Annotated in this window: 26 protein-coding genes and 1 tRNA gene; 21 read left to right on the forward strand and 6 right to left on the reverse strand. The window is 58.0% G+C overall.

What is annotated here, in order from left to right:
• The first annotated feature begins 57 nt into the window (after positions 1-57).
• The 13 genes from ACTQ0H_RS00320 to nagA all read left to right on the forward strand — a co-directional run bounded on the left by ACTQ0H_RS00320 (position 58) and on the right by nagA (position 11,926).
• A complete protein-coding gene (locus ACTQ0H_RS00320; RefSeq protein ID WP_427718955.1) occupies positions 58-1,137 on the forward strand; it encodes an NAD(P)-binding domain-containing protein in 1,080 nt (359 codons plus the stop codon).
• Positions 1,138-1,142: 5 nt separating this feature from the next.
• Positions 1,143-1,571 carry a hypothetical protein gene (locus tag ACTQ0H_RS00325; RefSeq protein WP_427728604.1) on the forward strand — a complete coding sequence of 143 codons (429 nt, stop codon included), beginning with the start codon at positions 1,143-1,145 and terminating at the stop codon, positions 1,569-1,571.
• Between the two features lie 15 nt (positions 1,572-1,586).
• Positions 1,587-2,285, forward strand: a complete 699-nt coding sequence (locus ACTQ0H_RS00330; protein ID WP_427718960.1) for a hypothetical protein — start codon at positions 1,587-1,589, stop codon at positions 2,283-2,285.
• Positions 2,286-2,291: 6 nt separating this feature from the next.
• On the forward strand, positions 2,292-3,377 hold the full coding sequence (locus ACTQ0H_RS00335) for an isocitrate/isopropylmalate dehydrogenase family protein (protein WP_441547670.1): 1,086 nt from the start codon (positions 2,292-2,294) through the stop codon (positions 3,375-3,377).
• A 126-nt stretch (positions 3,378-3,503) separates the two neighbouring features.
• A complete protein-coding gene (locus ACTQ0H_RS00340) occupies positions 3,504-4,589 on the forward strand; it encodes a hypothetical protein (RefSeq protein ID WP_441547671.1) in 1,086 nt (361 codons plus the stop codon).
• Between the two features lie 646 nt (positions 4,590-5,235).
• Positions 5,236-5,679: a PTS fructose transporter subunit IIA gene (locus tag ACTQ0H_RS00345; RefSeq protein ID WP_117743271.1), complete on the forward strand. Its 444-nt coding sequence runs from the start codon at positions 5,236-5,238 to the stop codon at positions 5,677-5,679.
• On the forward strand, positions 5,679-5,960 hold the full coding sequence (gene yajC / locus ACTQ0H_RS00350; RefSeq protein ID WP_022094612.1) for a preprotein translocase subunit YajC: 282 nt from the start codon (positions 5,679-5,681) through the stop codon (positions 5,958-5,960). Before ACTQ0H_RS00345 ends, yajC begins: the two co-directional genes overlap by 1 nt.
• A gap of 36 nt (positions 5,961-5,996) precedes the next feature.
• A complete protein-coding gene (agaV, locus tag ACTQ0H_RS00355; protein ID WP_154514998.1) occupies positions 5,997-6,479 on the forward strand; it encodes a PTS N-acetylgalactosamine transporter subunit IIB in 483 nt (160 codons plus the stop codon).
• A 90-nt stretch (positions 6,480-6,569) separates the two neighbouring features.
• A complete protein-coding gene (locus ACTQ0H_RS00360; RefSeq protein WP_154514996.1) occupies positions 6,570-7,370 on the forward strand; it encodes a PTS mannose/fructose/sorbose/N-acetylgalactosamine transporter subunit IIC in 801 nt (266 codons plus the stop codon).
• Positions 7,360-8,442 carry a PTS system mannose/fructose/sorbose family transporter subunit IID gene (locus ACTQ0H_RS00365; RefSeq protein WP_138374505.1) on the forward strand — a complete coding sequence of 361 codons (1,083 nt, stop codon included), beginning with the start codon at positions 7,360-7,362 and terminating at the stop codon, positions 8,440-8,442. Before ACTQ0H_RS00360 ends, ACTQ0H_RS00365 begins: the two co-directional genes overlap by 11 nt.
• Positions 8,443-8,626: 184 nt before the next feature.
• Positions 8,627-9,358, forward strand: coding sequence for a GntR family transcriptional regulator (locus ACTQ0H_RS00370; RefSeq protein WP_441547672.1), 732 nt, complete (start codon positions 8,627-8,629; stop codon positions 9,356-9,358).
• 114 nt (positions 9,359-9,472) lie between these two features.
• Entirely contained in the window at positions 9,473-10,639 is a 1,167-nt protein-coding gene (gene agaS / locus ACTQ0H_RS00375) for an SIS domain-containing protein (RefSeq protein ID WP_441048695.1), read from the forward strand.
• Between the two features lie 117 nt (positions 10,640-10,756).
• A complete protein-coding gene (gene nagA / locus ACTQ0H_RS00380; RefSeq protein WP_154514990.1) occupies positions 10,757-11,926 on the forward strand; it encodes an N-acetylglucosamine-6-phosphate deacetylase in 1,170 nt (389 codons plus the stop codon).
• A 75-nt stretch (positions 11,927-12,001) separates the two neighbouring features.
• Here the strand turns inward: nagA and ACTQ0H_RS00385 are convergent, their stop codons facing one another.
• Positions 12,002-12,586 (reverse strand): flavodoxin domain-containing protein, encoded by a 585-nt coding sequence (locus tag ACTQ0H_RS00385; protein WP_229770598.1) that lies wholly within the window; start codon positions 12,584-12,586, stop codon positions 12,002-12,004.
• Positions 12,587-12,741: 155 nt separating this feature from the next.
• Between ACTQ0H_RS00385 and ACTQ0H_RS00390 the strand changes: the two genes are divergently transcribed.
• From ACTQ0H_RS00390 to ACTQ0H_RS00415, 6 genes are all read left to right on the forward strand, one after another.
• The gene (locus ACTQ0H_RS00390; RefSeq protein WP_441547673.1) at positions 12,742-13,623 is read left to right on the forward strand and encodes an aldose 1-epimerase family protein; all 882 of its coding nucleotides are present in this window, start codon (positions 12,742-12,744) and stop codon (positions 13,621-13,623) included.
• A 58-nt stretch (positions 13,624-13,681) separates the two neighbouring features.
• On the forward strand, positions 13,682-14,617 hold the full coding sequence (locus ACTQ0H_RS00395) for a hexose kinase (RefSeq protein ID WP_441547674.1): 936 nt from the start codon (positions 13,682-13,684) through the stop codon (positions 14,615-14,617).
• A 204-nt stretch (positions 14,618-14,821) separates the two neighbouring features.
• Entirely contained in the window at positions 14,822-15,295 is a 474-nt protein-coding gene (locus ACTQ0H_RS00400) for a YhcH/YjgK/YiaL family protein (protein ID WP_117778978.1), read from the forward strand.
• 247 nt (positions 15,296-15,542) lie between these two features.
• Positions 15,543-16,118: a DUF5067 domain-containing protein gene (locus tag ACTQ0H_RS00405; RefSeq protein ID WP_441083280.1), complete on the forward strand. Its 576-nt coding sequence runs from the start codon at positions 15,543-15,545 to the stop codon at positions 16,116-16,118.
• A 197-nt stretch (positions 16,119-16,315) separates the two neighbouring features.
• Positions 16,316-16,942 carry a hypothetical protein gene (locus ACTQ0H_RS00410; protein WP_441547675.1) on the forward strand — a complete coding sequence of 209 codons (627 nt, stop codon included), beginning with the start codon at positions 16,316-16,318 and terminating at the stop codon, positions 16,940-16,942.
• Positions 16,943-16,986: 44 nt separating this feature from the next.
• On the forward strand, positions 16,987-17,352 hold the full coding sequence (locus ACTQ0H_RS00415) for a hypothetical protein (RefSeq protein ID WP_441083278.1): 366 nt from the start codon (positions 16,987-16,989) through the stop codon (positions 17,350-17,352).
• Between the two features lie 192 nt (positions 17,353-17,544).
• On the opposite strand, the gene ACTQ0H_RS00420 is transcribed toward ACTQ0H_RS00415, so the two are convergent.
• Both ACTQ0H_RS00420 and ACTQ0H_RS00425 read right to left on the reverse strand, forming a co-directional pair.
• Positions 17,545-17,620, reverse strand: a tRNA-Thr gene (locus tag ACTQ0H_RS00420).
• Positions 17,621-17,826: 206 nt separating this feature from the next.
• On the reverse strand, positions 17,827-18,879 hold the full coding sequence (locus ACTQ0H_RS00425; protein WP_441083277.1) for an aldose epimerase family protein: 1,053 nt from the start codon (positions 18,877-18,879) through the stop codon (positions 17,827-17,829).
• A gap of 206 nt (positions 18,880-19,085) precedes the next feature.
• On the opposite strand from ACTQ0H_RS00425, the gene ACTQ0H_RS00430 reads away from it, so the two are divergent.
• Entirely contained in the window at positions 19,086-19,850 is a 765-nt protein-coding gene (locus tag ACTQ0H_RS00430) for a DeoR/GlpR family DNA-binding transcription regulator (protein ID WP_441547676.1), read from the forward strand.
• Between the two features lie 513 nt (positions 19,851-20,363).
• Here the strand turns inward: ACTQ0H_RS00430 and lacG (ACTQ0H_RS00435) are convergent.
• Positions 20,364-21,785, reverse strand: a complete 1,422-nt coding sequence (gene lacG / locus ACTQ0H_RS00435; protein WP_260699522.1) for a 6-phospho-beta-galactosidase — start codon at positions 21,783-21,785, stop codon at positions 20,364-20,366.
• A 75-nt stretch (positions 21,786-21,860) separates the two neighbouring features.
• Positions 21,861-23,639 (reverse strand): PTS lactose transporter subunit IIBC, encoded by a 1,779-nt coding sequence (locus ACTQ0H_RS00440; protein WP_441062998.1) that lies wholly within the window; start codon positions 23,637-23,639, stop codon positions 21,861-21,863.
• Positions 23,640-23,923: 284 nt separating this feature from the next.
• On the opposite strand from ACTQ0H_RS00440, the gene ACTQ0H_RS00445 reads away from it, so the two are divergent.
• Positions 23,924-24,925, forward strand: a complete 1,002-nt coding sequence (locus ACTQ0H_RS00445) for a LacI family DNA-binding transcriptional regulator (RefSeq protein WP_441062999.1) — start codon at positions 23,924-23,926, stop codon at positions 24,923-24,925.
• Positions 24,926-25,283: 358 nt separating this feature from the next.
• Here the strand turns inward: ACTQ0H_RS00445 and lacG (ACTQ0H_RS00450) are convergent, their stop codons facing one another.
• Positions 25,284-26,723, reverse strand: coding sequence for a 6-phospho-beta-galactosidase (lacG, locus tag ACTQ0H_RS00450; protein WP_154514977.1), 1,440 nt, complete (start codon positions 26,721-26,723; stop codon positions 25,284-25,286).
• Positions 26,724-26,770 lie beyond the last annotated feature (47 nt).

Genomic DNA, 26,770 nt, shown 5'->3' on the forward strand with positions numbered 1-26,770 from the left:
ACGCTGGCAACGAGTATTCAACCTGGTAATAACACCCAACCCAAAAGGAAAGGTTTCATGGCAAACAAGCTCTCTGTCGCATTTATCGGCACCGGAATCATGGGTGCCCCTATCGCCGGCCACATTCTGGACGCTGGCTATCCCGTCACGGTCAACAACCGCACCAAGTCCAAGGCTGCAGCGCTTGTTGAGCGCGGTGCCGTCTGGGCCGATACGCCGGCAGATGCCGCGGCGAACGCCGACGTCGTCTTTACCATGGTGGGCTATCCCTCCGAGGTCGAGGAGCTCTACCTGGCGGGCGACGGTCTGCTCGCGTGCACTAAGCCCGGTGCGGTCCTAATCGACCTCACCACGAGCTCGCCCGAGCTGGCGCGCGACATTGCCGAGGCCGCCCAGGTTTCCGGCCGCATGGCGTTTGACTGCCCCGTCACCGGCGGCGAGTCGGGTGCTATCGCCGGCACGCTTACGGCTATCGTGGGCGCTACCGAGAACGACATTGCCCCGGTCCGCGATATCCTTTCCACCTTTGCGGCAACCATCTGCTGCTTCGATGGCGCCGGCAAGGGCCAGGCTGCCAAGCTCGCCAACCAGGTGTCGCTGGGCGCCTGCATGGTCGGCATGGCCGATGCGCTGGCGTTTGCCGAGCTGAGCGGCCTTGATATGGAGAAGACCCGTCAGATGATCCTGGGCGGCACCGGCAAGTCCGGTGCCATGGAGAGCTTGGCGCCCAAGGCGCTCGACGGCGACTACAAGCCCGGTTTTATGGTGGAGCACTTCATCAAGGACCTGCGCTTGGCGCTCGCCTATGCCGACGACCGCGAGCTTGCGCTGCCCGGCGCCGACGTGGCCTTTACGCTCTATGACATGCTCGACGCCATCGGTGGTGCCAAGCTGGGTACCCAGGCCATCAATGTCCTCTATAAGGAGGAGGCCGACGCCATTGCCGCCGGTCTGGACTGGTCGCAGTATCGTCCCGAGGAGCATGGTGCTCATGAGGAAGGCTGTGGTTGCGGCGAGCATGGCGACGACCACGAGTGCGGTTGTGGCCACCACCATGGCGAGGACCACGAGTGCTGCGGCGGCCACGGCCATGACGACGGCCACGAGTGCTGCTGCGGCCACCATCACGAGGAGTAGCGCCCATGAGCTGGACGTTCGTGGTGCTCGCACTAGTGCTCTTTCTCTTTGCGATCTACATTGGCTTTTTGTGCGGCCAGTGGGCGTGCGAAAAGCGCGTCGTCACCAAGCGCGACTACTGGATTGCCAACTTTGCAGGAGCGGCGGCAGTCGTCCTGCTGACCTGGGTGTTCTCGCTGTTCCCGCTGGTGCAGTTTGCGCCGATCGGCTGGCTTGGCGGCTTTATCGCCGGCCTTAAGATGAGCTTTGGCGAGTCCGTTGGTCCGTGGCGCAAGCACGATGAGGTCTTTAACGTCAACCAGGCTCATCGCGCCGCCGCCGACGCAGGAGACGCCGAGGAGCGCCGCCGCGCGCGTCGCAATGGCGCGGCTGACCGACAGCTCATCTCGGTCACCGATGACAGCAAGGGTGCTGGCAGGCACACTAAGAAATAGTAAGAAGAGGTAACTATGGCAGAAAACAAAGACGAACAGCTCACCGACGAGGAGCTGGCACAGCTTCAGCTGGCAGAGGAGAACGAGAACACCGTCGACCGCTTGGTCCAGGAGCTCGGCTGCCCCACGCGCCGTATCCGCCAGTTTGCCGCCCGCGTGCTGCACCTGCTTGCCGAGCGCGATCCGCAGCGCGTCGTGCCCTGCGTGCCCGCGCTGATCGAGGCGCTCGACCGGCCCGAGGCTCAGACTCGCTGGGAGGCCCTCGATGCCCTGGCGGCGCTCGCCACCACCTGCCCCGACCAGCTGGGCGATGCCTTTGAGGGCGCCGAGACCGCACTGTTTGACGAGATTTCCTCCACGCTGCGCTATGCCGCCTTCCGCCTGCTGTGCGTGTGGGGTGCCACGAGCGTCGAGCGTTCGCGCGAGGCTTGGCCCATCCTGGACGAGGCCATCCAGTGCTACCACGGTGACCTCGAGTATCGCGATATGCTCGGCTGCCTGTACGAGTTTGGCAAAGGCGAGATCGATGCCGAGATCGCCGAGAAGCTTGCGCTGCGCCTTAAGTTCGATGCCGAGAACGGCAAGGGCAGCTATCTCAAGGCCCGTTCGAGCGAGATTTGCGAAATGCTTGTTAAACGTTTTGGCCTGGATCTCTCCAAAAAGAAGAAGCGTGCTAGCGTTAAAAAATCTGACGACGCCGAAGACGAGGAGTAACAGATTATGGCGCACGATGTAGTCCTGATTCCCGGTGACGGTATCGGTCCCGAGATTACGCAGGCCATGTGCCGCGTGGTCGAGGCCGCCGGTGTCCAGATCAATTGGAACGTCCAGGAGGCCGGTGCCGGCGTCATGGACGAGTTTGGCACGCCACTGCCCCAGCATGTGCTCGATGCCGTCGCCCAGACCAAAGTTGCCATCAAGGGCCCCATCACCACGCCGGTCGGTACGGGGTTCCGCAGCGTCAACGTTGCCCTGCGTAAGTACTTCGATCTGTACGCCTGCGTGCGCCCCTGCCTGTCGCAACCGGGCGATGGCTCGCGCTTCCGCGATGTCGACCTGGTTATCGTGCGCGAGAACACCGAGGACCTCTACGCTGGTATTGAGTTCGACGAGGGCGCTGCCGAGGTCGAGGAGCTTTCACAGCTTGTCGAGCGCTCGGGTCAGAAAACCTTCGCCGCGGATTCCTCCATCTCGATCAAGCCCATCTCCATCGCCAAGAGCCGCCGTATTGTGGAGTACGCCTTTGAGTATGCTCGCCGCTGCGGCCGCAAAAAGGTGACGGCCGTGCATAAGGCCAACATCATGAAGGCGACTGACGGCCTGTTCCTGCGCGTGGCTCGCGAGGTGGCTGCCAACTATCCCGATATCGAGTTCAACGACAAGATCGTCGACGCCACCTGCATGGGTCTGGTTCAGAACCCCAACGACTTCGATGTTCTGGTCCTGCCCAATTTGTATGGCGATATCGTCAGCGACTTGTGCGCCGGTCTTGTAGGCGGCCTTGGCATGGCCCCCGGCTCCAATATCGGAGCCGACTGTGCCATCTTTGAGGCCACGCATGGCTCCGCGCCCGATATCGCTGGTCAGGATATCGCTAACCCCACGGCCGAGATTCTGTCTGCGGCTATGATGCTCGATCATCTGGGCGAGAACGATGCTGCCAATCGTATTCGCGCCGCCGTATCTGCCACGCTCGACGAGGGCGAGCAGGTTACCGGTGACGTGCGTCGTGCCCAGACCGGCTCCATTGAGGGCGCCGTGGGCACGCAGGCCTTTGCCGATGCCGTTATCGCGCATCTTGCCTAAGGGGATACGGCTTCAAACGCCTAAGCGGTACTTATACGTTTGCGGATAACCTGAGAATGAATACGCCCGGCGCTCTGTCGGGCGTATTCTATTGAGGACTATGTTTCTTAACAAGGAGTAACTGATATGGGTCTGATTCAAAAGAAGGACGAAAAGGACGAGATCGACGGCATCCAGATCATCGAGCGCGGCGAAGGCCCCGACGGTGACGAGGACGAGAAGATCGATCTGGTCGCAGGTACGTCTGCCGAGCACATTGCTGCCGGCACGACCGCCGAGGAGGAGGACGCCCGCCTGGAGGCTCAGATTGCCGCGGATGCCGCCGACGAGAACCTCATGCCTGAGGAGCAGGACGAGGACGATGACTCCGACGTGGACGACAGCGCATCCAAGCACAAGAAGACGATGATTGCCGCCTTTGTGGTCGCCATCGTGATCGCTGCTGTGGTCGGCTTCTTTATCGGCAACGGTGGTTTTGGCGGCAAGGGCGTCGGCTCGGCGACCCTCACCGAGGACCAGCTCGATTCGACCGTGGCAAGCTACAGCTACAACGGCAAGAAGAGCGACATCACCGCGCGCGAGGCCATCGAGAGCCAGTACAGCCTTGATACCGTCAAGGATAGCGATGGCAACTACACCGCTCCCTCTGCCGATGTCATCCTGTCCTACGTGCGCAACCAGATTCTGCTCGACGCCGCCGAGGACGAGGGCATCACCGTCTCTTCTAAGGAGATGAAGAAGTACGCCGAGGATTCCATCGGCACTTCGGACTACAAGACCATGGCCACGCAGTATGGCGTGTCCAAGGACCAGGCCAAGCAGATCGTCCGTCAGTCCGCGACGTTGCAGAAGCTCTACAAGAAGAAGGTGGGCGATAGCTCCGCAAGTATGCCGATCGCTCCGACCGAGCCTTCTGACGGCAACGAGGACACCGCGAGCAAGGACTACGCCGACTACATCATCAACCTTGCCGGTGACGAGTGGGATAGCAAGAAGGGTACCTGGAAGGACAAGGACAGCACCTACGCTAAGGCTTTTGCCGACGATGCCTTTACGGCCGATAGCGCTACCTATAAGCAGGCCATGACCGCCTATTACACCGCCTACCAGCAGTACTCTTCGCAGGCTTCGAGCGCCAGCTCCAAGTGGACCGAGTACGCCAACGGCCTCTATGCCAAGGCCAATATCAGCATCTACGGCCTGTTTGCGTAAAGATTACCTGAGCCTTCGAGTACGAAGCCGAAATATCTGATGAAGCCCCCTAGAACGGAAATCGTTCTAGGGGGCTTTTTGCGTTGGAGGGCTATCTATTGAGACGGAAAGGGCAGATTGAATGATCGCGCACGTGCTTCATCGGGTCTCCCTAATTCATCTGGGAAAACAACTGCAAACGATTGCAAGTAACCGGCGAACGGTCGAAAACGACCGTTCGCCGATAATCTCAAAACTGGTTCAGACTGGTATTAAGTTAAAAAGACCAATTCACATATCTTCACAATGACCTGCAATTTTTCTACACGCCATTTTTAGCCGCCCTGCGTTGTTTAGACACGGAAAAAGATCCGATCTTTTGCCGAAGCATTTCGAAACGGTTTCAAAACCGCAGGTAGAAGTGTTAACGACCGGTAAACGGTCGAAATATCACCGTGAGCGGTGCAAAAACGTTTTACTGTATGAATCAACGAAAGAGACCTCTTCTGGGGTGATATAGTGACAACAACACGTCACGTGGTTACTACCAGTTGATAGACCACTGGTCTTCAAGGAACGCTTACCAAGAAGCTTTAAGGGCAAGCGCCCGCTGGCTTCCGAAAATCATCGGACTCAGATCGTACACACCTTCGGAAGGGAAATTTGAATGGTTGGCTTTATTCTTACCGGTCATGGACAGTTCGCACCCGGCCTTGCAAGCGCTATCGCTATGGTTGCCGGCGACCAGCCTGCTTTTACCGTCGTTCCTTTTGAGGGCGACCAGGCTGCTTCCTACGGTGAGGATCTCCGCGCCGCTATTACCGCCATGCGCGAGGAGTGCGATGGCGTGCTCGTCTTTACCGACCTGCTTGGCGGCACCCCGTTTAACCAGTCGATGATGATTGCCCAGGATGTCGACAACGTCGAGGTTCTGACTGGCACCAACCTCCCCATGGTTATTGAGCTTCTGTTCCTCCGCGGCAATGCCACGCTCGCCGAGCTTGGCGAGCAGGCAGTGACCGTTGGCCAGACGGGCATCACCGCCCAGACGGTCGCATCCGTTGCCGGCTCCGACGAAGAGGATATCTTCGGCGACGAGGACGGCATCTAATGGCCGATTTCGGAGCCAACGTCCTGAGCTCCTCGGTCGCTCTTTTAGGCCTGCTTGTCATCATGGGCTTGATTTACACCATCTGGTCGCAAATCAACATGAAGAAGAAGCAGAAGTACTTCAAGGAGCTGCACACCGAGCTCAAGCCGGGTCAGGAGGTTCTTTTCGCCGGCGGTATCTACGGAACCGTCAAGGGCATCGAAGGCGAGAAGGTCCAGATCAAAGTCCGATCCGGAGCCGTCGTAGATGTTTCGCGTTACGCGATTCAGGAGATCAAGTAACTGTCGTCAGCAAATAGCGAAAGGAAGCTGATCAACATGGCAGAACCCAACATTCTTCTTACCCGCATCGATAACCGACTGATTCATGGTCAGGTTGCCACCCAGTGGAACTCCACTCTGGGCTCCAACCTCATCCTCGTCGCCAACGACGACGTGTCAACCAATACCATGCGCCAGAACCTCATGAAGATGGCCGCTCCCGCCGGCGTCGCTACGCGTTTCTTCTCCCTGCAGAAGACCATCGACGTCATCGGCAAGGCGAGCCCGCGCCAGAAGATCTTCATCGTGGCCGAAACACCGGAAGACGTGCTTACGCTCGTCAAGGGCGGTGTGCCTATAAAGAAGGTAAACATCGGCAACATGCACATGTCGGAAGGAAAGCGCCAAGTCGCCACCTCCGTCGCAGTTAACGACGAGGATGTCGCTGCGTTTAAAGAGCTGCAGGAATTGGGGGTGGAGCTGGAGATCAGGCGCGTTCCGAGCACGCCTGTTGAGGACACGAGCAAGCTCTTCTCGTAATCCTCGTGATCCACATTGTCAGGAGTGAAACCCTGACGTTCTGTACGTGATATCAAAAGTGCGTACATGCATTTTGAAAGGAGGAGCAAGATGGAATACTCGATCATCCAGGTCGCTCTGGTCTTCATCGTCACGTTCGTCGCGGCAATCGACCAGTTCAACTTCCTCGAGTCTCTCTATCAGCCCATCGTCACCGGCGCCGTCATCGGTCTTATCCTTGGCGACCTCAACACCGGTCTTCTCGTGGGTGGTACCTATCAGCTCATGACGATCGGCAACATGCCGATCGGAGGCGCTCAGCCGCCTAACGCCGTCATCGGCGGCATCATGGCAGCCATTCTCGCAATCGCCACGGGCCTCGAGCCCAACGCGGCAGTCGGCCTTGCCATTCCGTTCGCTCTGCTTGGTCAGCTCGGCGTTACCTTGGTCTTCACGCTCATGTCGCCGCTCATGTCCTCCGCGGACAACATGGCTCACAACGCTGACACCAAGGGTATCGAGCGTCTGAACTACTTCGCCATGGCTCTGCTCGGCCTGATCTTCGCTATCGTCGTCACCCTGTTCTTCATCGCTGGCGCTACCATCGGTCAGACCATCGCTTCCGCCATCCCGGCTTGGCTGCAGACCGGTCTCTCCGCTGCAGGCGGCATGATGCGCTTCGTCGGCTTCGCCGTCCTGCTCAAGGTTATGATGAACCGCGATATGTGGGGCTTCTTCCTCATGGGCTTTGGCCTCGCGATCATCACCGTTGCCAACGATTCTCTGGCAACTCCTGCCCTGCTCATCCTCGCTCTCATCGGCTTCGGCATCGCTTTCTGGGACTTCCAGCAGCAGACCGAGCTGAAGGGTGCAGCTGTTTCTGACGGAGGTGACTTCGAAGATGGCATCTAATGAGTATGTGATCCCGGAGCACTACGAGGATCTCACTCCTGCTCCGCAGCTCGACCAGAAGACCCTCAACAAGATGGCTTGGCGCTCCTGCTTCCTGCAGGCCTCGTTCAACTACGAGCGTATGCAGGCCGCTGGCTGGCTCTACTCCATCATCCCCGGTCTGGAGAAGATCCACACCAACAAGAACGACCTCGCGGCTTCCATGAGCCACAACCTGGAGTTCTTCAACACTCACCCGTTCCTCGTCACCTTTGTTATGGGCATCGTGCTTTCGCTCGAGCAGAACAAGGTTGACATCCCCACGATTCGCGCCGTCCGCGTCGCCGCAATGGGCCCGCTCGGTGGTATCGGTGACGCCCTGTTCTGGCTGACGCTCGTGCCTATCACGGCTGGCATCACCTCCAACATGGCCATCAACGGCAACGCCGCTGCGCCGATCATCTTCCTGGTGATCTTCAACGCCGTCCAGTTCGCACTGCGCTTCTGGCTCATGAACTGGTCCTACAAGCTTGGCACCAGCGCTATTGACGCTCTGACCGCCAACATGCAGGCCTTCACGCGCGCCGCTTCCATCATGGGCGTCTTCGTCGTCGGTTGCCTGGTCGTCACCATGGGTGGCACCCAGATCAACCTCCAGATTCCCAACGGCACCACCCGTGGCCTCTCCGCTACTACCGTGATCGTCTCCGAGAAGGAGGCCGAGAACTTCACCGGTATGGAGGGCATCGATACCGAGACCGCTGAGGCCGGTACCATCGCCATGACCGATAAGGACGGCAACGCCCTCACCGCTTCCGATGCCGACGGCAACGCTGTCGAGTGCGGCGTCACCGATCTGGGCAACGGCATGGAGTCCGTGACCTACGGCACCGTTACCGAGGATCCGGTCAACTTCTCTGTTGCCGACACCCTCAACACCATCGTCCCGAAGCTCGTCCCGCTTATGCTTACGCTGCTGCTTTACTACATGTTCGCTAAGCACAGCTGGACCCCGACCAAGGGCATTCTGCTGCTCTTCGTCCTGGGCATCCTGGGCGCTGGCCCGCTTGGTCTCTGGCCGAGCATCTGGTAAGGCTCTAGCTTGAGGGGTGTGTCCCTACGCGGCTCACACCCCGACCCCTTAAGCCATGTGTATGTTAAAAGCCGCGTGCTCGAAAGAGCGCGCGGCTTTTGTTTTCTTGATGATTCGGATGTGGCAGACAGATAATGTTAACCACCCAAGGTAGTAGCCGAGTTTGAGAAAATGGGAGGATAGGATGGCGATCGGGGCGCGTAAGCAACCGCTGTACGATCAGCTGGTCGATATTCTGACCGAAAAGATTGACCATGAATATCGCGCCGGTGACATGATTCCTTCCGAGCGCGAACTTTCGGAGCGCTATGGTCTCTCGCGCACCACGGTACGCCTGGCTCTGCAGGAACTGGAGCGTTTAGGACTGGTGGTTCGGCAGCACGGTCGCGGTACCTTTGTGACCGACCGTTCGGCAAAGGCAACCAATCTTATGCAGTCCTACAGCTTTACCGAACAGATGCGCGCGATGGGTCGCGACCCCGAGACCACGATTCTCGAGTTTTGCGAGATGGAGGCCGATAAGAATCTAGCCGAGCATATGGGATTGCATATCGGTGATCGCATTTTTAAGCTCAAGCGCCTTCGTTCTGCCGACAACATGCCCATGATGGTCGAACGCAGCTATCTGCCGGTTCGTCAATTTCTGTCCCTAAAGCGACCACTGCTGGAGAGTAAGCCGCTTTACGATGTGATTGAGCAGGACTTTCAGCAAAAGATTCGCGTGGCCGAAGAGGAGTTCTATGCGAGCATAGCCCGTCCCACCGATGCCCACCTTTTGGCAATTGTCGAGGGGTCGCCTGTGCTCGATTTGGTCAGGACTACGTATAACGAGTCAAACGAGGTTGTGGAGTATACGCTCTCGGTTGCTCGTGCCGATCAGTTTAAATACAAGGTTTACCACCAGCGTGGCAACTAGTGTTCGCATCGTTTCCATATGGTGATTCCTTGCATTTAACTGGTTACTACCAGATAACCAACCGAAGTGTATAATTGCACGTCAGAGGATTACTTCTAGAGAGAGGTATTAGAAATGTTCGAGAAGAGTGTCGAGGAGCTCACCGAGCTCGGCGCCCAGATCACCACGGCCGAGATTGCTCAGCAGCCCGAGCTTTGGCGTGATACGCTCAACATCTATCGTGAGAACAAGGAGGCCATCGAGGCCTTTCTGGCCGAGGCTCGCGCTATGGGCGAGGGCCGTCTGTCCGTTGTCTTCACCGGTGCCGGTACGTCTGACTACGTTGGCGATACCTGCGCCCCGTACCTGCGTCACGCTGGCAACACTGATCTCTACGACTTTAAGCCCATTGCCACGACCGACATCGTGAGCGCCCCGCGCGACTTCCTGCGTGCCGAGGATCCCACGCTCGTGGTTTCCTTTGCCCGCTCTGGCAACAGCCCCGAGAGCCTTGCCGCCGTTGCCGTTGCCAAGGAGCTTGTCCACAACGTCAAATTCCTCAACATCACCTGCGCTCCCGAGGGCAAGCTCGCCGTCGAGTCTGCCGATGATCCCAACGCGCTGACGCTGCTCATTCCGCGCGCCAACGACAAGGGCTTCGCCATGACCGGTTCTTATTCCTGCATGACCCTGCTCGCCACCCTTATTTTCGACACTGCCTCTGACGAGCAGAAGGCCGAGTGGGTCGAGACCATCGCCAAGATGGGCGAGGAGGTCATCTCCCGTGAGCCCGAGATCGCCGATTACCTCGCTGGAGACTTCAACCGCGTGACCTACTTGGGTTCTGGCTCCTTCGGTGGCCTTGCCCAGGAGAGCCAGCTCAAGATCCTCGAGCTCGCTCACGGCCTGGTCGCCACTTCTTACGACACTTCCATGGGCTATCGTCACGGACCCAAGTCCTTCGTCGACGACAAGACCCTCGTGTTCGTGTTCGTCAACAACGACGCCTACACCCGTCAGTACGACATCGACATCCTCAATGAGATCGGTGGCGACGATATTGCTCAGCACACCGTTGCCGTTCAGCAGGATGGCGCTACTGTCTACGAGGGTGAGTCCTTCACCTTTAAGGGCTACGAGGCACTTCCCGAGGGCTACCTTGCTCTGCCGTTCGTGATGTTTGCCCAGGCTATCAGCCTGCTTAACTCCGTGCGCGTGGGCAACACGCCCGACACGCCGAGCCCCACCGGCACGGTCAACCGCGTGGTCAAGGGCGTGACGATTCACCCCTTCACCGCTTAATCGCGTCCCCCTGTAAGGGCGCCCGTCCGCTCGTAACGGCGGGCGGGCGCTTTTTGTTTTACGTGAGCTGGGTATAAACATCACCACAGTCAACTGCTTTAGAAGTGAGGAGTACATATGAGCACGTACGCAATTAAGGCTGACAAGTTCTTCTTGCCGGCAGGCCCGCAACTGGGCGGCTATCTTATGGTCGAGGACGGCGTCTTTGGCGCTTGGCAGGCCGACGAGCCCTCCTGCGAGATCAAGGACTACACGGGATCGTGGATCGCGCCGGGCATGGTCGACACCCACATCCATGGCTTCTATAACCATTCGACTACCGATAACGATCCCGAGGGCATCGATATCAGCTCGACCGAGCTCGCCCGTCGCGGTACCACCAGCTGGCTGCCCACGACGTTCACCGATGGCGTCGAGCAGATCAAGGACGCCTGCGCCGCCATCGCTCAGGCGGACGAGGGCCGTGGCCCCGACTTCTGCGGTGCTCGCATTCAGGGCATCTACCTGGAGGGTCCTTTCTTTACCATGAAGCACGTGGGCGCGCAGAACCCCGCTTATCTTATCGATCCCTCCGAGGAGGTCTTCGATCAGTGGCAGGAGGCTGCGGGTGGTCGCATCGTTAAGAGCGCCATGGCGGCCGAGCACGACGGTGCCGCTGCTTATGCGGCTGCTCTGAACGCCAAGGGTGTGGTGACCAGCATCGGTCACTCCGACGCCACCTACGATGAGTGCATCGCCGCCATCAACGCCGGTGCCAGCTGCTTTACGCATACCTATAACGGCCAGCGCGGACTGCATCACCGTGAGCCCGGTGTTGTGGGTGCTGCCATGTCCACGCCCGAGACCTACGCCGAGATCATCTGTGACGGCAAGCACGTAAACCCTGGCGCTATCAAGGCGCTGCTGCAGGCAAAGGGCTGGCAGCATACGGTGCTCATCACCGACTGCCTGGGTTGCGGCGGCATGCCCGAGGGCAGCTACACCAGTGGCGGCATGGACGTCATCATGAAGGACAACCTGTGCTGGCTCGCCGACGGCAAGAGCATTGCCGGCTCGGTGCTCACGCTTGCCCAGGGCGTCAAGAACATCGTCGACTGGGGCATCGCCAGTGCCGATATCGCCATTCGCATGGCAACCGAGGTACCGGCACGCTCCGTGCACATCGAGGATAAGTGCGGCAGCATCATGCCGGGTCGCGACGCCGACTTTGTCGTGTTCGACCATGAGCTCACCCTCGTCGAGACGTATGTTGGCGGTCAGAGCGTCGGTAACGCCTTTACCGAGTAACGATAGAAAAAGACGGCGGGTCCGAATCTGCTCGGACCCGCCGCATGGGTTAAACGCTCAAAAGTACCTTCACAGTTACAGCTTGTTAGCGATCTTCTTTACCGTGCGCTTAACGCCGGCCACCAGGCCTCCTGCAGGATGCTCCTTCTCGTATGCTAGGCGCTTCTCGCGCTTGGCGTACTCTTCGACGATGATGTCGCCATACTCGTCTTCGATCTTGTCGAAGAAGTCGACGGCGCCCTTAATTTCCTCAGCGGTCGGGTGTCCCTTTTGGACACCGCCGGTGAGTTTGAACGGCCCCCACGTGTCAAAGCCGGGGCAGCCGTAGACACCCATAAAGATGGCCTGCCTCATGCGGCAGATGCCGTCGATATCCTTGCCATACCACTTGTTTTTGCCGCCGTAGGTCATAAGGCCAAACACCTTGTCCTGCGGCTGCAGCACGTTGGTGAGCACGCGTGCCATGTCCTTGTCGATCTCGGAGTAATAGATGCCCGTGGCGACACCGATCAGATGATATTCGTGCAGATTGGGATACTCGTTTTTGCCGAGCGCCTTGACATCGAGGGTATCGATCTCGGGGTGTGCCTCGACGATGGCGTCCACGAGCTTTTTCGTATTGCCGTGATGGCGCGAGGCGTAGAGGATGATGGTTCGCATAAGAAGGCCTTCCAGCTGTAATTGCATCAATGTCTGTATGGTACCCCGTTGCATGGCTGGGATACCGGACACATCGTTGAGCGTGCGGGTTTGTCCTTTGGTCAGGGCCGAGACGGATACTTGCGAGCAAAAGCAGTTGTTCGAAAGGATGGGCAATGGAATACGCTCTCTCCAACGATTCGATTTCTGTTAAGGTGTCCACGGCTGGTGGTTCGTTTACCTCGATTGAGGCTGGAGGTCGCGAGTATCTGTGGCAGGGCGATCCCGCCGTGTGGTCTGGCCAGGCACCGATTTGCTTCCCGATTTGCGGAGGCCTGCGCGATGGCAGCGCCATGACGTTTGCCGGGCATCATGTGAAGCTCGCCCGCCACGGCTTTGCGCGCAAGCAGGAGTGGAAGCTGCTGAGCCAAAGCGCAAACGAGCTGGCTATGTGCCTGGCTTCGGAGGATAACGCCGCGCTGCTGAGAGATTATCCCTACCCGTTTAAGCTTGTCGCTCGTTATACGCTCGAGGACGCTGCCGTGCGCGTTTCCTATGAGGTGACCAACGAGGGCACCGAGGACATGCCGTTCTTTATCGGTGGACACCCCGGCTTTAGGTGCCCGCTCGACGAGGGCGAGGCCTATACGGACTACGAGTTGCGCTTCGAGAAAGACGAGGCTGCGGAGCTTTGCACCGCCGTACCCTCGACTGGCTTGATTGACGTTACCAACCGCTCCAAGAACCCCATGGTGGGAAAGACGCTGCCCCTGTCGCATGAGCTCTTCGATTTTGCGGAGACCATCTTTGACGTGCTCGAGAGTCGTCAGGTCACGCTTTCCAAGAAGGGCGAGGACAAGGGCGTTCGCTTGAGTTTTGAGGGTTTCCCGTACCTCATCGTGTGGAGTAAGCCCGAGGGCGATTTTGTGGCAGTTGAGCCCTGGGGCGGCCTCTCGACCTGCTCCGATGAGGACGACGTACTTGAGCATAAGCGCGGCTGCCTTGTCGCCAAGCCCAAGGAGACCGTCGTTCGCTCGTTCACGATTGAGATTCTGTAATTCCGTTTTGTCGACTCGTATCGCGAGGCCCAAGGAGCCCGCGAGATAAGGAGCTAAAATGATCCTCACCGTTACGATGAACCCGTCTGTCGATACGCGCTATCAGCTCGATGAACTCATTATCGACGACGTCAACCGTGTGACGCCCGAAAAGACCGCCGGCGGCAAGGGTCTCAACGTGGCCCGTGTGCTGGGCCAGCTGGGCGACGACGTTGTGGCAACCGGTCTGCTCGGTGGCCATATGGGCGCCTATATGGTAGAGCTCATGGATGCCAACGGTATTAACAACGACTTTGTGCCCATCAAGGGAGAGACTCGCATTTGCCTCAACATCCTCCACGCCGGCAACCAGACCGAGCTGCTCGAGAGCGGCCCGACGATTGCCCCCGAGGAGCTGGATGCCTTTACCGCCAAGTTTACCGAGCTTGCGAGCAAGGCCGACGTCGTCACTATTTCGGGTTCGCTGCCCCGCGGCGTCGAGGCGGACTACTATGCCAAGATTACGGGCATTGCCGAGAACGCCGGCGCCAAGGTGCTGCTCGATACCTCGGGCGCTTCGCTTGAGGCTGCCCTCAAGTCCGAGGTCAAGCCCGAGCTGGTCAAGCCTAACCTAACCGAGATCAACGGCTTGTTGGGCACGAGCTTTACCACCGACGATGTGGACGAGCTCCGTGCTGCGCTCGCCTCTGACGCCCGCTTCTCCGATATCCCCTGGGTCGTCGTGTCCATGGGCGCTGCCGGCTCCGTGGGCTTCCACAACGGCCGTGCGTTCCGTGCCAAGACCCCCGATATTTCTGCCGTTAACGCTACGGGTTCCGGCGACTCCACTATCGCCGGTTTCGCGCATGCCATCGCTGCCGGCGCGGACGACGAGACGGTGCTGCGTACCGCCAACACCTGCGGCAAGCTCAATGCCATGGATCCCATGACCGGTCATCTGGTCATGGATCGTTGGGACGAGGTCTACAACGGCGTTGTCGTGACCGAGCTGTAAGAGCTTGGGCGTCGGCTCTGGCATCGGTTGTTTGCTTGTGGTTAGAGCCAACGACAAGTGCGGTAGCATTATGCCGGGGCGCGACGCCGATACTGTCGTGTTCAATCCCGACCTTACCCTGGTCGAGACGTATGTGGGTGGCAACAGCTTTGGCAACGCGTTTGCCGAGTAACCGCCAAAGAAACGATCCGAGAGGGGATTTAGATGATTTACGGTGCATTGGGCGATATCGAGGAGTACCGCGGAATGCTCAAGGGCCTCGACGTGCTGATCGACTGGCTCGAGGAGAACGACCCGGCGGAGCTCGAGGTCGGCAGCCATCCGATTTTGGGCGACAAGGTCTTTGCGAACGTCATGGCTCCCACGACGCGTCCCGAGGCCGAGGCTCACTATGAGACGCATCAGCGCTATCACGACCTGCAGATCGACGTCGAGGGTCGCGAGGCCTTTAAGGTCGCCACGGGCAGCCTGACGCTGGTCCAGGAGTTTGACGAGAAGGACGACTACGATCTGGTCGATTCCGACGCCTCGATCGCCGGCGATCTTGCCGACGACAAGTTTGCGCTGTTTGTTGCCGGCGAGCCTCACATGCCCACGCTCGAGTTCCCGGGCGATGGCGCGCAGCCGGTCAAGAAGATCTGCTTTAAGCTGCTTGCAGACGCTTACTGGGAGGAGTAGCGAACTGCCCGACTGAGCTGTTCGTCTGATGGCGTGATTCCATTGAGGAGCGCGCTTGGGCCCCGCTGATTGCGGTTCCTTTGGGGATTGCGGTTGGCGGGGCTTTTTGTTATTTGAGCAGGGTTCATTGGAGCGGTCAAATTAGGCTGAACGACGCAGTTATTGAGACGCAATTGACGCTAAATGGATTGAAGAATAATTAAAATAGCTGTGGATACGAGAAATAGCTAATGGATGGGAGCTCTTTATGGGACTCAGCACAACCGCTTTAATTCCTAGGCGCGCTTTCTTGGCGTTGGGGCTCACAGCTGCTTCCGCTTGCCTCACCGCATGCTCCGGGAAGGGGAGCTATGATGATGGCTACGCTGCGGGCTATGCTGCTGCTCAGGCAGACGCTGCCGGAAAAGAGAAGGATGGCAGCGGCGGGGACGGCGATATCCCCGTATCGGGTATTGAGTACACCATCACGGGGGCGCAGCGCGGAGTAGAAAGCTATAGTGACGGTAAGCCACTGTTGATTTTGAATGTGACTGCAAAAAATGTGTCGGAAGACCTTCAGACTGTTATGTTTTCCGGTAATGAGATATTGGCTTTTCAGGACGGAAAGGGGCTTAATCCGAGTATGTTGGTGGAAGGCCTTGATCTTCCTGAGTCGCGTCAGATACAACCTGGCACAGTTCTTGAGGGTTGGCTTGGTTACGAGCTGATCGACGAAACAACGCCAGTTGAATGTGAGGCTGGCGGCCAAATTGCTTCTTCCGATAATAATGAAGCCATCTATGGGCTGACTAATCCGCAGATTATCGATCTGAGTACTCTTTAATCATTACTCGTACGTTTAAAAAGCTGTCCAGACCTTTGATTTGGGTTAAGGGACCCCCCCTAATCAAAGAGCCCAAATTTAGGACGGGAGCAGGTACGGTTTAGTCGTTGATCTAAGATTGAGCTGTTACGACGTTGTGGGAACTCAATCGGCAAGAAGCCGTTAATATGCCGGCAGACGATCGATTGGAAGGCTGTATGGACGTCAGGCTGCTTGGAAAGAAAAACGAGGGCGAGGGTCTTGAGGTCGCCGTTCCCGTTGATTCGGCTTTTGCAGAGCTAAAAGACAAGAGCGATGAGCAGCTGGCAGAGGCCCAGAGATTTTTGATTGACTTTATGAAGAAAGTTGCGCGGTTAAAGGGAGTGAGAATTGATCGGCCCCATTTCCTCCGCTCGGAGCTGAGGAGGAAGGGTATCCATAAAGATGTCGTCGAGTTTGCCGTGGAAACGACTCCCGTCACTGCCGGAATCGACGTGGGCCTGATCGATAGAATTGCTAGAGAAGTAATTGATTTTGAGACAAAGAAGTCAACTGCCCTTTCCTTTGCAGCAGGTCTTCCCGGAGGTGTTGCGATGGCGGGCACCATTCCTGCTGATATTACGCAATACTACGTGCACGCATTCAGGATTATGCAGAAACTGGCATACCTGTATGGCTGGCAGACCTTTTTTGAAGAATGTGACGACGTTGATGACGAGACTCTCTACGAAATGGCAGTGTTGCTCGGTGTGATGATGGGTGTAGGCAGCGCGAATTCGATGCTAACCGTAATCGCCAAAACGCCCAAGAGGCGGTCGCGAAAAAGGTCGCTCGCCAGTCTCTAACCAAGACCAGTTGGTATCCGATCCTCAAGAAGCTCTTGAGCTTCATGGGTATCAAGATAACAAAGCAGACGGTGGGGGATGCCGCTGGCAAGGTTGTTGTGGGTGTCGGTGGCGTAATCTCTGGTGTTATCACCTATACGGGTCTTTCAAAGGGATCGGCACGCTTGCGTAGGCAGCTTAAGTGCTTGCCGCAGGCAAGCGAGCGGATTCCTGGCACTGGGTACTATGAAAAAGATGAGACCGCGGTTGCCAAGAGGAGGGTTGGCGTAGCGGAACCCCTCTTTATCGAAAAGTTCGGATTTACTCCCATGTTCTACGGCTCTATTGTTGAATATGCTGACCGGCTGGAGGAGTCACTGGCGACTGGAGAAGCGAAGCTGGATGCATATAATCCGGACGTTCTTCTCTGATACTCAGCGGAATTTGGCTATGTGCAACAGGATTGTTGTTCGATCTAATGTGAACGTTGGATGATGCTAGCTATTTATGGAAAACGGTTAAAAAAGATTTTCACCCCTTTTTCACTCCTCGGAGAAGGAGGAAAGAGACACGAAAACAAAAAAGCTCAGAAGCAACTATGCTTCTGAGCTGCACTAATGCAATGGAGCCAGCGACCGGGCTCGAACCGGTGACCCCCGCTTTACGAGAGCGGTGCTCTACCAACTGAGCTACGCTGGCGACCATGTGATGACGCAGCTGAGGCGTCAACGGCTGTCTATGATACGGGACATCGCAAATCCGCGCAAGTGCTCTGACAGCTTTTCTCACGTTAAATGCACTAATCATTCAAGCCGGGATGTGCCTGGTTGCCTACAACTAGGTAGAAAAACGCCCGTCGGCGGTGTGCCGGCGGGCGCTGCTGTGCGATATGTTGCGTTATGAGCTTAGTGCCTCATAAAGTGGTATTCGATCACATTGCTGTAGGGGTGACCCGGGCCCACAATGCCCTGGGGGAACAGCGGGCGGTGCGGCGTGTCGGGGTACATCTCGGCCTCGAGGGCAAAGCCGGCGCCCCAGCCGTAGTTGGCGTCGTCCTTGGCGTGCTCGTCGCCTAGCCAGTTGCCGGTGTAGAGCTGCACGCCCGGGGCGGTGGTGTAGTAGTCCAGCTCACGGCCGGTCCACATCTCCTCGACGTGCAGGGCGCGGCGCAGATTACGGCCGTACTGATAGCCGCCAATGCACAGGCAGTGATCGTAGCCGCGTGCCTGCTTAATCTGCGGATGGTCGGCCTCCATGCCAGGCGCGACGGGGCGTAACTCGCGAAAATCAAACGGTGTTCCCTCGACCGGAGCAATCTCGCCAGTAGGAATGTTCTGGTCGTCGATGGGCAGGTAGTGGGCAGCGTTAGCAACAAAGAAGTGCTCGCAGTCCATGCCGGCGTTATGGCCGGCAAGGTTAAAGTACGTGTGGTTGGTCATGGACACGTACGTGGCGCGGTCGCTCTCGCAGCCATATTCGATACGGAAGCGGCCGGTGTGCGTCACGGTAAACACGGCCGTAAAGGTGCGGTTGCCGGGCAGGCCCAACTCGCCATCCTCAAGTGAGGTGGTCATGCGCACGGCGTTGTGGGCCTCGTCGAGCTCAACATCCCACACGCGCTTGTGCAGGCCGTGCTCAAGATCGCTGTGCAGGTTGTTGGCGCCCTCGTTGGCGGGCATATGCCAGTCCGTACCGTCGATGGTGATCGTTGCACCCGCAGTGCGGTTTGCCACGGGGCCAATGGTCGCGCCAAAGCAGGCGGGGTTGTCAAAGTAACCCTCGAGCTTATCGAAGCCCAGCACCACATCGTGCACGTTGCCGGGAATGTCGGGCACATCGATACCCAGCACGGTGGCGCCATAGTCCATAATGCGAACGCAGATCTCGGGCCCGTTGAGGGTGTAACGATGAACGGGGGTACCGCACGGCGCGGTGCCGAAAAGCTCAGAAGTGATCATTTGGTTCCTAACATCGAGATATTTCCGACAAACTGTAGCGCGAACAGGTGAGATTATCACTACATCCCACTAAAGCAGGGGGTATTTTTCTCAAAAAAGTGATGATTGGAGCTGTGCGGGCGTTCATTTTTGACGCGCACGAGTCTGATACAATTTGTTCGTTACTGTTTGAATGATATGCGCGCAAAGAACGGCGAGGATTCATCGTGATTAAAGCGGAGCGACAGGATAAGGTTCGTCAGCTGCTCGAGGAGCAGGGCACGGTCTCGGTCAAGGAGATCTCGGACGTGCTGGGCGTCTCGGATATGACGATCCGCCGTGATCTTGAGGAGCTTGCGAGCCTGGGCGAGATCGAGCGCGTGCACGGCGGCGCCCGCAGTGCGCAGGGTCGTCCCCACGCTATGTTGCGCCACGAGTACTCGCACAGCGAAAAGCGCACCAAGCATGCCGAGGAAAAGCTGCAGATTGCGCGCCGCGCCGTGGAGCTTATCGAGGAAGGTTCGACCATCTTTTTGGGTACGGGCACCACGGTTGAGCAGATGGCATCGATGCTGCCGGCGTGCCGCCTGCGCATTGTGACCAACTCGCTTTCGGTGTTTAACCTGCTCGAGGCGCGCGAAGACTGCGACCTGTGCCTCGTGGGCGGCATGTATCGTCGCCGCACCGCCGCTTTTGTGGGACCAACGGCCGAGGATACCTTGCGCGCACTGGGGATCGATGCAGCCTTTATCGGCGCAAACGGCATTTTGGACGGCGACGTGTCTACGTCTAACATGGAAGAGGGCCGCATCCAGCAGCTCGCCTTTAGCAAGGCAGACTCGCGCTATCTGATCGCCGACTCCAGCAAGATCGGCAAGCGCGACTTCTACACCTTCTGCCGTCTGGACAGCCTGGATGCCGTGGTGTGCGAGCCGGGTATCTCGGTCGAGGATCGCGCCGCCATCGAGGAGCATACGCAGGTCATTTGCTAGCTAGCGCTGCAGGATTGCTAGCAAGCACTGTGTGAGGACTTTTGCCCCCCTGTCATTGTGGGGAATCGGCGCGTCAGCGCTACGCGATATGACGCGCAAATGGGGACTTCGCCATCAAATTGTCTCAACCTGTAACAGGTAGGGGTGAAGTCACCAACCAGATGTTACAGATTGAGATTTTTGGCCCGGCCTATCCCGTTTGTCTCAATCTGTAACAGCTAGGACCTAAAAACTCGACTAGGTGTTACAGATCGAGATTTTGTCTATCCAGCCATCACCTTTGTCTTGATCTGTAACAGTTAGACGGTTAAAAGCGAGTTAGATGTTACAGATTGAGATATTTCTGCTCGGGCGTTCTGTTTGTCTTGATCTGTAACAGCTAGGGCCGAAATATTCGGCTAGATGTTACAAATCGAGATAAACGACCTGCTCGGGCCGAGCCAAAACAAAAGAGGCCGCATACGAACCCGTGGAGGGATTCGTATGCGGCCGACAGGGGGTATGCGGCAAAAGTTAGGCCATGAGCAGGCCGGTCTCCGCGACGTTCTTGTACCAGTACGCGCTCGCCTTGGGATAGCGCTTCTGGGTCTCAAAGTCGATGTAGAACAGGCCGTAGCGCTTGTTGTAGCCGTTGGTCCAGGAGAACTGGTCCTGCAGCGACCACACAAAGTAGCCGTCGACGTTCACGCCGCCGTCGATCGCCTTGAGGATCCACGCGAGATGCTGGCGCATGTAGTCGATACGAGGGGCGTCGTCGATAAAGCCATCCTCGAAGTCGTCCTTATAGCCCATGCCGTTCTCGGTGATGTAGATCTTCTTGTAGTTGGGGTAATCGTTCTTAATGCGCAGCAGCAGGTCGTACAGGCCCTCGGGATAGATAATCCAGTCCCAATCGGTGGTGGGTACGCCTTCGCGCACGCACGACTCGCCCACGCCCTTGAGGAACCAGCGCGAGGAGCCCTTGTCGCCGGTGCCATTGTGGTTGATGTCGTTTTCGCCCTCGGCAGCACGCAGGAACTGGCACTTGTAGGTGTTGACGCCCAGGCAATCGTTGTAGGGGAGCGCGGCGGTCAGCGCGGCGATGTCCTCGTCGCGGACGTCGAGCTCGCCGCCGGCGATATGGGCCAGCTTGGTTGCGGCTTCCATGGTGTCGGCTGCATAGTGGCCGCGGAAGGTGGCGTCGAGTACCCAGCGGTTGTTGATGACGTCGGCCATGCGAGCTGCCTCGCAGTCGGCGGCGTTGTTGGGGTCGAGGGGATACTTGGGCTCTAGGTTCTGGACAATGCCGATCTCGCCCTCAAAGCCGCCCTCATGGAAGGCGACGACAGCCTTGGCGTGGGCCACCATCATGTTGTGCATAAGCTGGAAGGCCTTGTCTAGGCGATACTTCTCGCCGTGCGGCCAGTTGCCGACGATAAAGCTGCCCTCGGCGGTCGCGGGAATCTCGTTAAAGGTAAACCAGTGCTTGACCTCGGTGAACTCGGCAAAGCAGAACTTGGCGTACTCGACAAAGGCGTCGATCGTCGTGCGCGTCAGGAAGCCTTCGCCGCCGTTCTGGTAAAAGGCCTCGGGCGTATCAAAGTGATCGAGCGTGACATAGGGGATAACGCCGGCTTTATTGCAGGTGGCAAAGAGCTCGTGGTAGAAGGCGACACCCTCGGGGTTGATCTCGCCAGTGCCGTTGGGGAAGATGCGGCTCCAAGCGATGGAGACGCGGATACCGTTGATGCCGAAGCGCTGGCACAGGTCGATATCGACCGGATATTTGTTGTAGAAGTCGCTTGCAGGATCGGGGGAGAAGCGACCCTGGGCAGCTAGGAAATCGTCCCAGGGCACTTTGCCCTTGCCGTGCGTGCGGGTCTCGCCCTCAACCTGGTAAGCGGCGGTGGCGCCGCCAAACACAAAGCCGTCGGGGAACTGCATGGGGTTGGTCATGAGGCATCCTTTCTGCGGGATACGAATAGGGAGAGGTGCCCGAACTGGGGATCCGGGCACCAACAGAGGGAGGAACTAGTCGAGGTTCTCGCGGAGCCACTTGATGGCGCCAGCGGGGTCGCGAGTAAGGTCGATATATTCCTTACCGCGCGGGGCGAGAAGCTTAATGCCCAGGCGATCGGTGTCGGCCTTCATGTCGTTGTAGTAGCTACGAACCTGCGGGGCAAGCACGATAACGTCGTACTGATCCATGATGGCAGTGTGCTGACCATAGGCGCCCGCGGAGGAAGCGATGTTCTCTCCGGTCTGCGCGGCACCTTCCTTGATGGCGTTGGCAAGCATGGCAGAGGTGCCAGCGCCGGCGCACAGGACGAGGACCTTCAGGCCATCGACATCCTTCTTAGCGGATGCGTCGGAGGCGGGCTCGGGCTGATCGGCGACAGGCTTGCTGTCGGCGGCAGCGGCGGTCGGCTCGACGGAAGCGGTGGTCTGCTCGACAGCGGGCGCAGAGGTGCTGGCGGCGATGGTGGCAGCGCCATCGGACTCGAGACCCAGCTCGGCGGCGCGTTCGGCCTCCTGGTCGCAGAGCAGCTTATCGTATGCCTTCAAGAACGGCAGGTAGATGATGGCGTCCAGCAAGATGATGATCGCGACAAATACCAGGGCGATAAGCTGGAAGTTCGTGGTGATGAAGATGCCGATGGGGGCGGGGGTAGCCCAAGGCACCACGAAGGAGAAGCCGTTCATGCCCACGTTATCGATAAAGAACTTGGCAACACTCACGTTGACGCAGCCGGCGGCAACAAAGGGGATGAGCATGTAGGGGTTAAGGATCATCGGCGCGCCAAAGAGCAGCGGTTCGTTGACGGCGAAGGCAACAGGAACAATCGAAGCCTTACCGACGGCTTTGAGCTGCTTGGACTTCATGAAGAGAATCAGCAGAAGCGGCACGATGAACGTGGCGCCGGTGCCGCCGAACTCACCCACGAGCGACATGTTGAAGGTGAGGGAATGGGCGGGGTGACCACCGGCCAGCAGAACCTGCAGGTTCTCGGCCTGGTTGGCAAGACGGATGGGGTCGATGCCCGGCTGGACAATCGAAGGACCATGGACACCGATGAACCAGAAGAACGCGGTGGCTGCCTGGATAAGGATAAGGCCAGGATAGGTTTCTGCAGCGGTAAAGAGCGGGGAGAGCAGTTTGATAAGCAGCTCGGAGAACGGAACGCCCATGAGGTTGCGCACGACGACATCGATGATGCCGCAGATGATGACGGCGCCGCCAAAGGGGATGATGTCGCGGAAGTTCTGAGCGATGGCGCCCGGGACTTCCTTGGGCAGCTTAATGGTCAAATCGCGCGAGACGCAGAATTTATAGACCCACACGGTAATGAACGCGGCGATATAGGCCGAGAACAGACCGCGCGTGCCCATGCTGGTGCAATCGAAGACCGAAAGCTCGGAGCCGTCGAGCTTGGTGGTGAACTGCGTAACGGCGAGCAAAAGCATGCTGCACTGGGCGGCAACCATGGTGGAACCGTCGTTGAGCACCTTGCCGGCGGGCATGCGACGGTTCATGGAAGCCGTAAAGTTCTTGGCGGTGGTGCCGGCGACCATGATGCCCATGACGCCCATGGTGAAGTTGTACAGCTTATTGCACCAGTCGATGAGCGGCTGGGGCAGCGTGATGCCAACTACGCCGGGAAGGGTGGCAATCAACAGGAAGATCGAAGAGGTGAGGACAATGGGCATGCACCCAAGGAATCCGTCCTTGATGGCCTGGAGGTAGATGTTTCTCGAGATCTTCTCAAAGAACGGCTGATGCTTTTCGAGCATCTTTACGATGGCGTCCATAAAGCTCCTTTGTTACTTGATGCGCGATGCATGTGGATGGAACTGGTCGTCGATGGATGGTCAGGACTGCCCGGAAACCTTCCTGCTTAAGGAAGGCATTGTGAAATGACAACGTTGTCATTTCGTTAATGACAACGTAAGACATTTTTGGAAGAGCAACAAGGATTTACGGGTGAACGGTCGATATTGTCCGATAAACGGCTGATTTATCAGTCAGGCAGGTAGTGTATGCTAGAACGCAAAAAACAAGCGATAGAGAACCGAGTGGAGAAGCAGTGGCAACGATGGACAAGAAAAACGTCTCGATGAACGATGTGGCGATTGCCGCGGGTGTTTCTCTCAAGACGGTGTCGCGCGTGATCAACGATCCCGATAGCGTGCGCGAGTCGACGCGCGATAGGGTCCATGCTGCCATGGAGGCGCTTGGGTTCCGGGCGAACTTTGCCGCGCGTTCACTCAAGTTGGGCCGTTACGGGTGCATCGGCGTCGTGCTGTTCCACTTGTCGGGCGGCGCCGTGGACATGATTGACGGTATCGCCGATGCCGCCGAAGAGCGAGGCTTTGCTCTCACGATGATCAAAAAGCGGGCGGGGGAGAAGATGACCCTTGCCGAAGCGGCGCGTAGGATGTCGCAGCTTCCCGTCGACGGCATGATCTTCAACCTGCGTCAAATGGTCGATGACTTTGATACCTTTGAGGCGCCGAAAGACCTCAAGACGGTGATTATCACGCCGATGGAACATCCTACCTGCTCTACCGTTAGTGACGATCAAGAGGGTGGTGCGCGCATGGCGTGCGAATACTTCTTGAATCACGGGCATAAAAACGTGTACTTCGTCTCTGGTAAGAAAGAGTCGCTGTCGAGCCAGTGCCGTATGAAAGGTTGGCGTGCGGCACTCGAGGCGCGTGGCATTGAGCCGCCCGAGCCTCTGCAAGGCGATTGGAATGCGGATAGTGGCTATGCCGCGGGCCTTGTGCTTGCCGATAAGCCCGATTGCACGGCGGTCCTCGCTGCTAACGACTGCATGGCAAACGGCGTGATGATGGCCCTGCGTGACAAAGGGCTCAGTGTGCCCGACGACGTGTCCGTGATCGGCTTCGACGATGAGCTCTACAAGACGATCCCCAACTCGATTCTGACGTCGGTGAAGTTTCGCCACCGCGAGCTGGGCATCCGTGCGCTTAACGAGGTCGTCGCAGGTCTGGAAGCCCCGAGCTCCAGAAGCCGTACGCTCGTCTCGGGCGTGTTGGTCGAGCGTTCCAGCGTGAAGGACCTGCGGGCGTAGACGTGCTTGGCTCGTTCATCTCAATCTGTAACAGTTAGGACCGAAATACTTGGCTAGATGTTACAGATCGAGATTGAGAGGATTGTCCTGTGCGTTTATCTCAATCTGTAACAACCAGACGTCCAAAACCGGTTTTAGTGTTACAGATTTAGACAATTCGGCCCCGTCTTCCCGGTTTGTCTTGATTTGTAACAGCTAGGGACCAAAAACTCGGCTAGATGTTACAGATCGAGACAAACGGCCCCCCCAGCCGAACAAAAACAAAAGGCCGGGGGCGGCGCGCCGTGTGACGTGCCACCCCCGGCTGAGAAATGGGGACAGGTTATGTGAGCGGGGCAATTCCGCTGGTCGCCAGCTGCTAGTCCAGACGACGGGTCTGCGCCACGTGCTTGTACCAGTAGGCGCTTGCCTTGGGCGTGCGCTTCTGGGTTTCAAAGTCAACGTAGAAGAAGCCATAGCGCTTGTTGTAACCATTGGTCCAGGAGAACTGATCCTGCAGACTCCACAGGAAGTAGCCGCCCACGTTGACGCCCACCTCCATGGCCTTGAGCAGCCAGCGCAAGTGCTGCTCGATGTAGTCGATGCGCGGCTGGTCGTCCACAAAACCGTCCTTGTAGGGGTCCTTGTAGCCCATGCCGTTTTCTGTAATGAAGATCTGCTTGTAGTTGGGGTAGCGCTGCTTAATGTAGACGAGCAGATCGAACAGGCCCTCGGGATAGATGATCCAGTCCCAGTCGGTGGTGGGGATGCCAGGCTTGTTCACGTGCTCGCCAATACCCTTAACGCGCCAGCGGCCGGTGCCCTTCTCGCCCGTACCGTTGTGGTGCAGGTCGTTCTCGCCGTCGTAAGCCTTCAAGAAGCGGCACTGGTAGTTGTTGACGCCCAGGTAGTCGTTGTAGAGCGCGGCCTCGCGCATAATCTCGAGGTCCTCGTCCAGGATCTCGATGGTGCCGCCCGAGACGGCAGCCAGACGGTTGGCGCACTCGAGGGTGTCGGGCGCGTAGTCGCCGCGGAAGGTGGCGTCGAGCAAGAACTGGTTCTGCAACACGTGCTCGTTGTTGGCGGCTTTGATGTCGGCGGGGTCGTTCTCGTTGAGCGGATACTTAAACTCCAACGACTGAATGACGCCGATTTTGCCCTTAAAACCGCCGTTGTGGAAGGCCAGTACGGCCTTGGCGTGGGCGAGCATCATGTTGTGCTCGCACTGGAAAGCCTCGGCCAGATGCGCCTTGACGCCGCCGGGGAAGGTGCCCTCGATGTAGGTGTTGGAGGCATCGGCCCAGATCTCGTTAAAGGTGAACCAGTAGGTCACCTGGTCGGCGTACTCCTTAAAGCAGAAGGTGGCAAAGTCCACAAAGGCATCGATGGTCTCGCGGTTGAGGAAGTCGCCCTTCTCAAAGAGGGCAAGCGGCGTGTCGAAGTGATGCAGCGTGACAAACGGCTCAACGTGGTGCTTGTGGCACTCGGCGAAGAGATCGTGGTAGAACTGCACGCCCTCGGGGTTGATCTCGCCGGTGCCGTTGGGGAAGATGCGGCTCCAGGCAATGGAGAGGCGAATGCCGTTGATGCCGAACTCCTCGCACAGCTCCAGATCGACGGGGTACTGGTTGTAGAAGTCCGAAGCGGGATCGGGGGAAAAGCGCCCCTGGGCCTCCAGGAAGTCGTCCCAGGCAACCTTGCCTTTACCGTGGGTGCGGGTCTCGCCCTCTACCTGGTAGGCAGCAGTGGCGCCGCCAAAGACAAAGTCCTCGGGAAACTGCGCAGGCGGGTTGGTGACGCTAGCAGGGTTAACGGACATGATGATCCAATCGTCTAAATCGAAGGGCCAGCCGGTCTTGGATGGTC

This window comes from Collinsella sp. LCP21S3_A3, from assembly GCF_052118905.1.
In the GTDB taxonomy this organism is placed as follows: domain Bacteria; phylum Actinomycetota; class Coriobacteriia; order Coriobacteriales; family Coriobacteriaceae; genus Collinsella.

Coding starts and splice junctions, on each gene's coding strand:
- nagA (WP_154514990.1), top strand. CDS start 10,757: ATGAGCACGTACGCAATTAAGGCTGACAAGTTCTTCTTGCCGGCAGGC.
- ACTQ0H_RS00395 (WP_441547674.1), top strand. CDS start 13,682: ATGATCCTCACCGTTACGATGAACCCGTCTGTCGATACGCGCTATCAG.
- agaS (WP_441048695.1), top strand. CDS start 9,473: ATGTTCGAGAAGAGTGTCGAGGAGCTCACCGAGCTCGGCGCCCAGATC.
- ACTQ0H_RS00330 (WP_427718960.1), top strand. CDS start 1,587: ATGGCAGAAAACAAAGACGAACAGCTCACCGACGAGGAGCTGGCACAG.
- lacG (WP_154514977.1), bottom strand. CDS start 26,723: ATGTCCGTTAACCCTGCTAGCGTCACCAACCCGCCTGCGCAGTTTCCC.
- ACTQ0H_RS00370 (WP_441547672.1), top strand. CDS start 8,627: ATGGCGATCGGGGCGCGTAAGCAACCGCTGTACGATCAGCTGGTCGAT.
- ACTQ0H_RS00385 (WP_229770598.1), bottom strand. CDS start 12,586: ATGCGAACCATCATCCTCTACGCCTCGCGCCATCACGGCAATACGAAA.
- ACTQ0H_RS00440 (WP_441062998.1), bottom strand. CDS start 23,639: ATGGACGCCATCGTAAAGATGCTCGAAAAGCATCAGCCGTTCTTTGAG.
- ACTQ0H_RS00360 (WP_154514996.1), top strand. CDS start 6,570: ATGGAATACTCGATCATCCAGGTCGCTCTGGTCTTCATCGTCACGTTC.
- agaV (WP_154514998.1), top strand. CDS start 5,997: ATGGCAGAACCCAACATTCTTCTTACCCGCATCGATAACCGACTGATT.
- ACTQ0H_RS00405 (WP_441083280.1), top strand. CDS start 15,543: ATGGGACTCAGCACAACCGCTTTAATTCCTAGGCGCGCTTTCTTGGCG.
- ACTQ0H_RS00340 (WP_441547671.1), top strand. CDS start 3,504: ATGGGTCTGATTCAAAAGAAGGACGAAAAGGACGAGATCGACGGCATC.
- ACTQ0H_RS00400 (WP_117778978.1), top strand. CDS start 14,822: ATGATTTACGGTGCATTGGGCGATATCGAGGAGTACCGCGGAATGCTC.
- ACTQ0H_RS00390 (WP_441547673.1), top strand. CDS start 12,742: ATGGAATACGCTCTCTCCAACGATTCGATTTCTGTTAAGGTGTCCACG.
- ACTQ0H_RS00365 (WP_138374505.1), top strand. CDS start 7,360: ATGGCATCTAATGAGTATGTGATCCCGGAGCACTACGAGGATCTCACT.
- ACTQ0H_RS00410 (WP_441547675.1), top strand. CDS start 16,316: ATGGACGTCAGGCTGCTTGGAAAGAAAAACGAGGGCGAGGGTCTTGAG.
- ACTQ0H_RS00445 (WP_441062999.1), top strand. CDS start 23,924: ATGGACAAGAAAAACGTCTCGATGAACGATGTGGCGATTGCCGCGGGT.
- ACTQ0H_RS00320 (WP_427718955.1), top strand. CDS start 58: ATGGCAAACAAGCTCTCTGTCGCATTTATCGGCACCGGAATCATGGGT.
- ACTQ0H_RS00415 (WP_441083278.1), top strand. CDS start 16,987: ATGGGTATCAAGATAACAAAGCAGACGGTGGGGGATGCCGCTGGCAAG.
- ACTQ0H_RS00425 (WP_441083277.1), bottom strand. CDS start 18,879: ATGATCACTTCTGAGCTTTTCGGCACCGCGCCGTGCGGTACCCCCGTT.
- ACTQ0H_RS00345 (WP_117743271.1), top strand. CDS start 5,236: ATGGTTGGCTTTATTCTTACCGGTCATGGACAGTTCGCACCCGGCCTT.
- ACTQ0H_RS00325 (WP_427728604.1), top strand. CDS start 1,143: ATGAGCTGGACGTTCGTGGTGCTCGCACTAGTGCTCTTTCTCTTTGCG.
- lacG (WP_260699522.1), bottom strand. CDS start 21,785: ATGACCAACCCCATGCAGTTCCCCGACGGCTTTGTGTTTGGCGGCGCC.
- ACTQ0H_RS00335 (WP_441547670.1), top strand. CDS start 2,292: ATGGCGCACGATGTAGTCCTGATTCCCGGTGACGGTATCGGTCCCGAG.
- yajC (WP_022094612.1), top strand. CDS start 5,679: ATGGCCGATTTCGGAGCCAACGTCCTGAGCTCCTCGGTCGCTCTTTTA.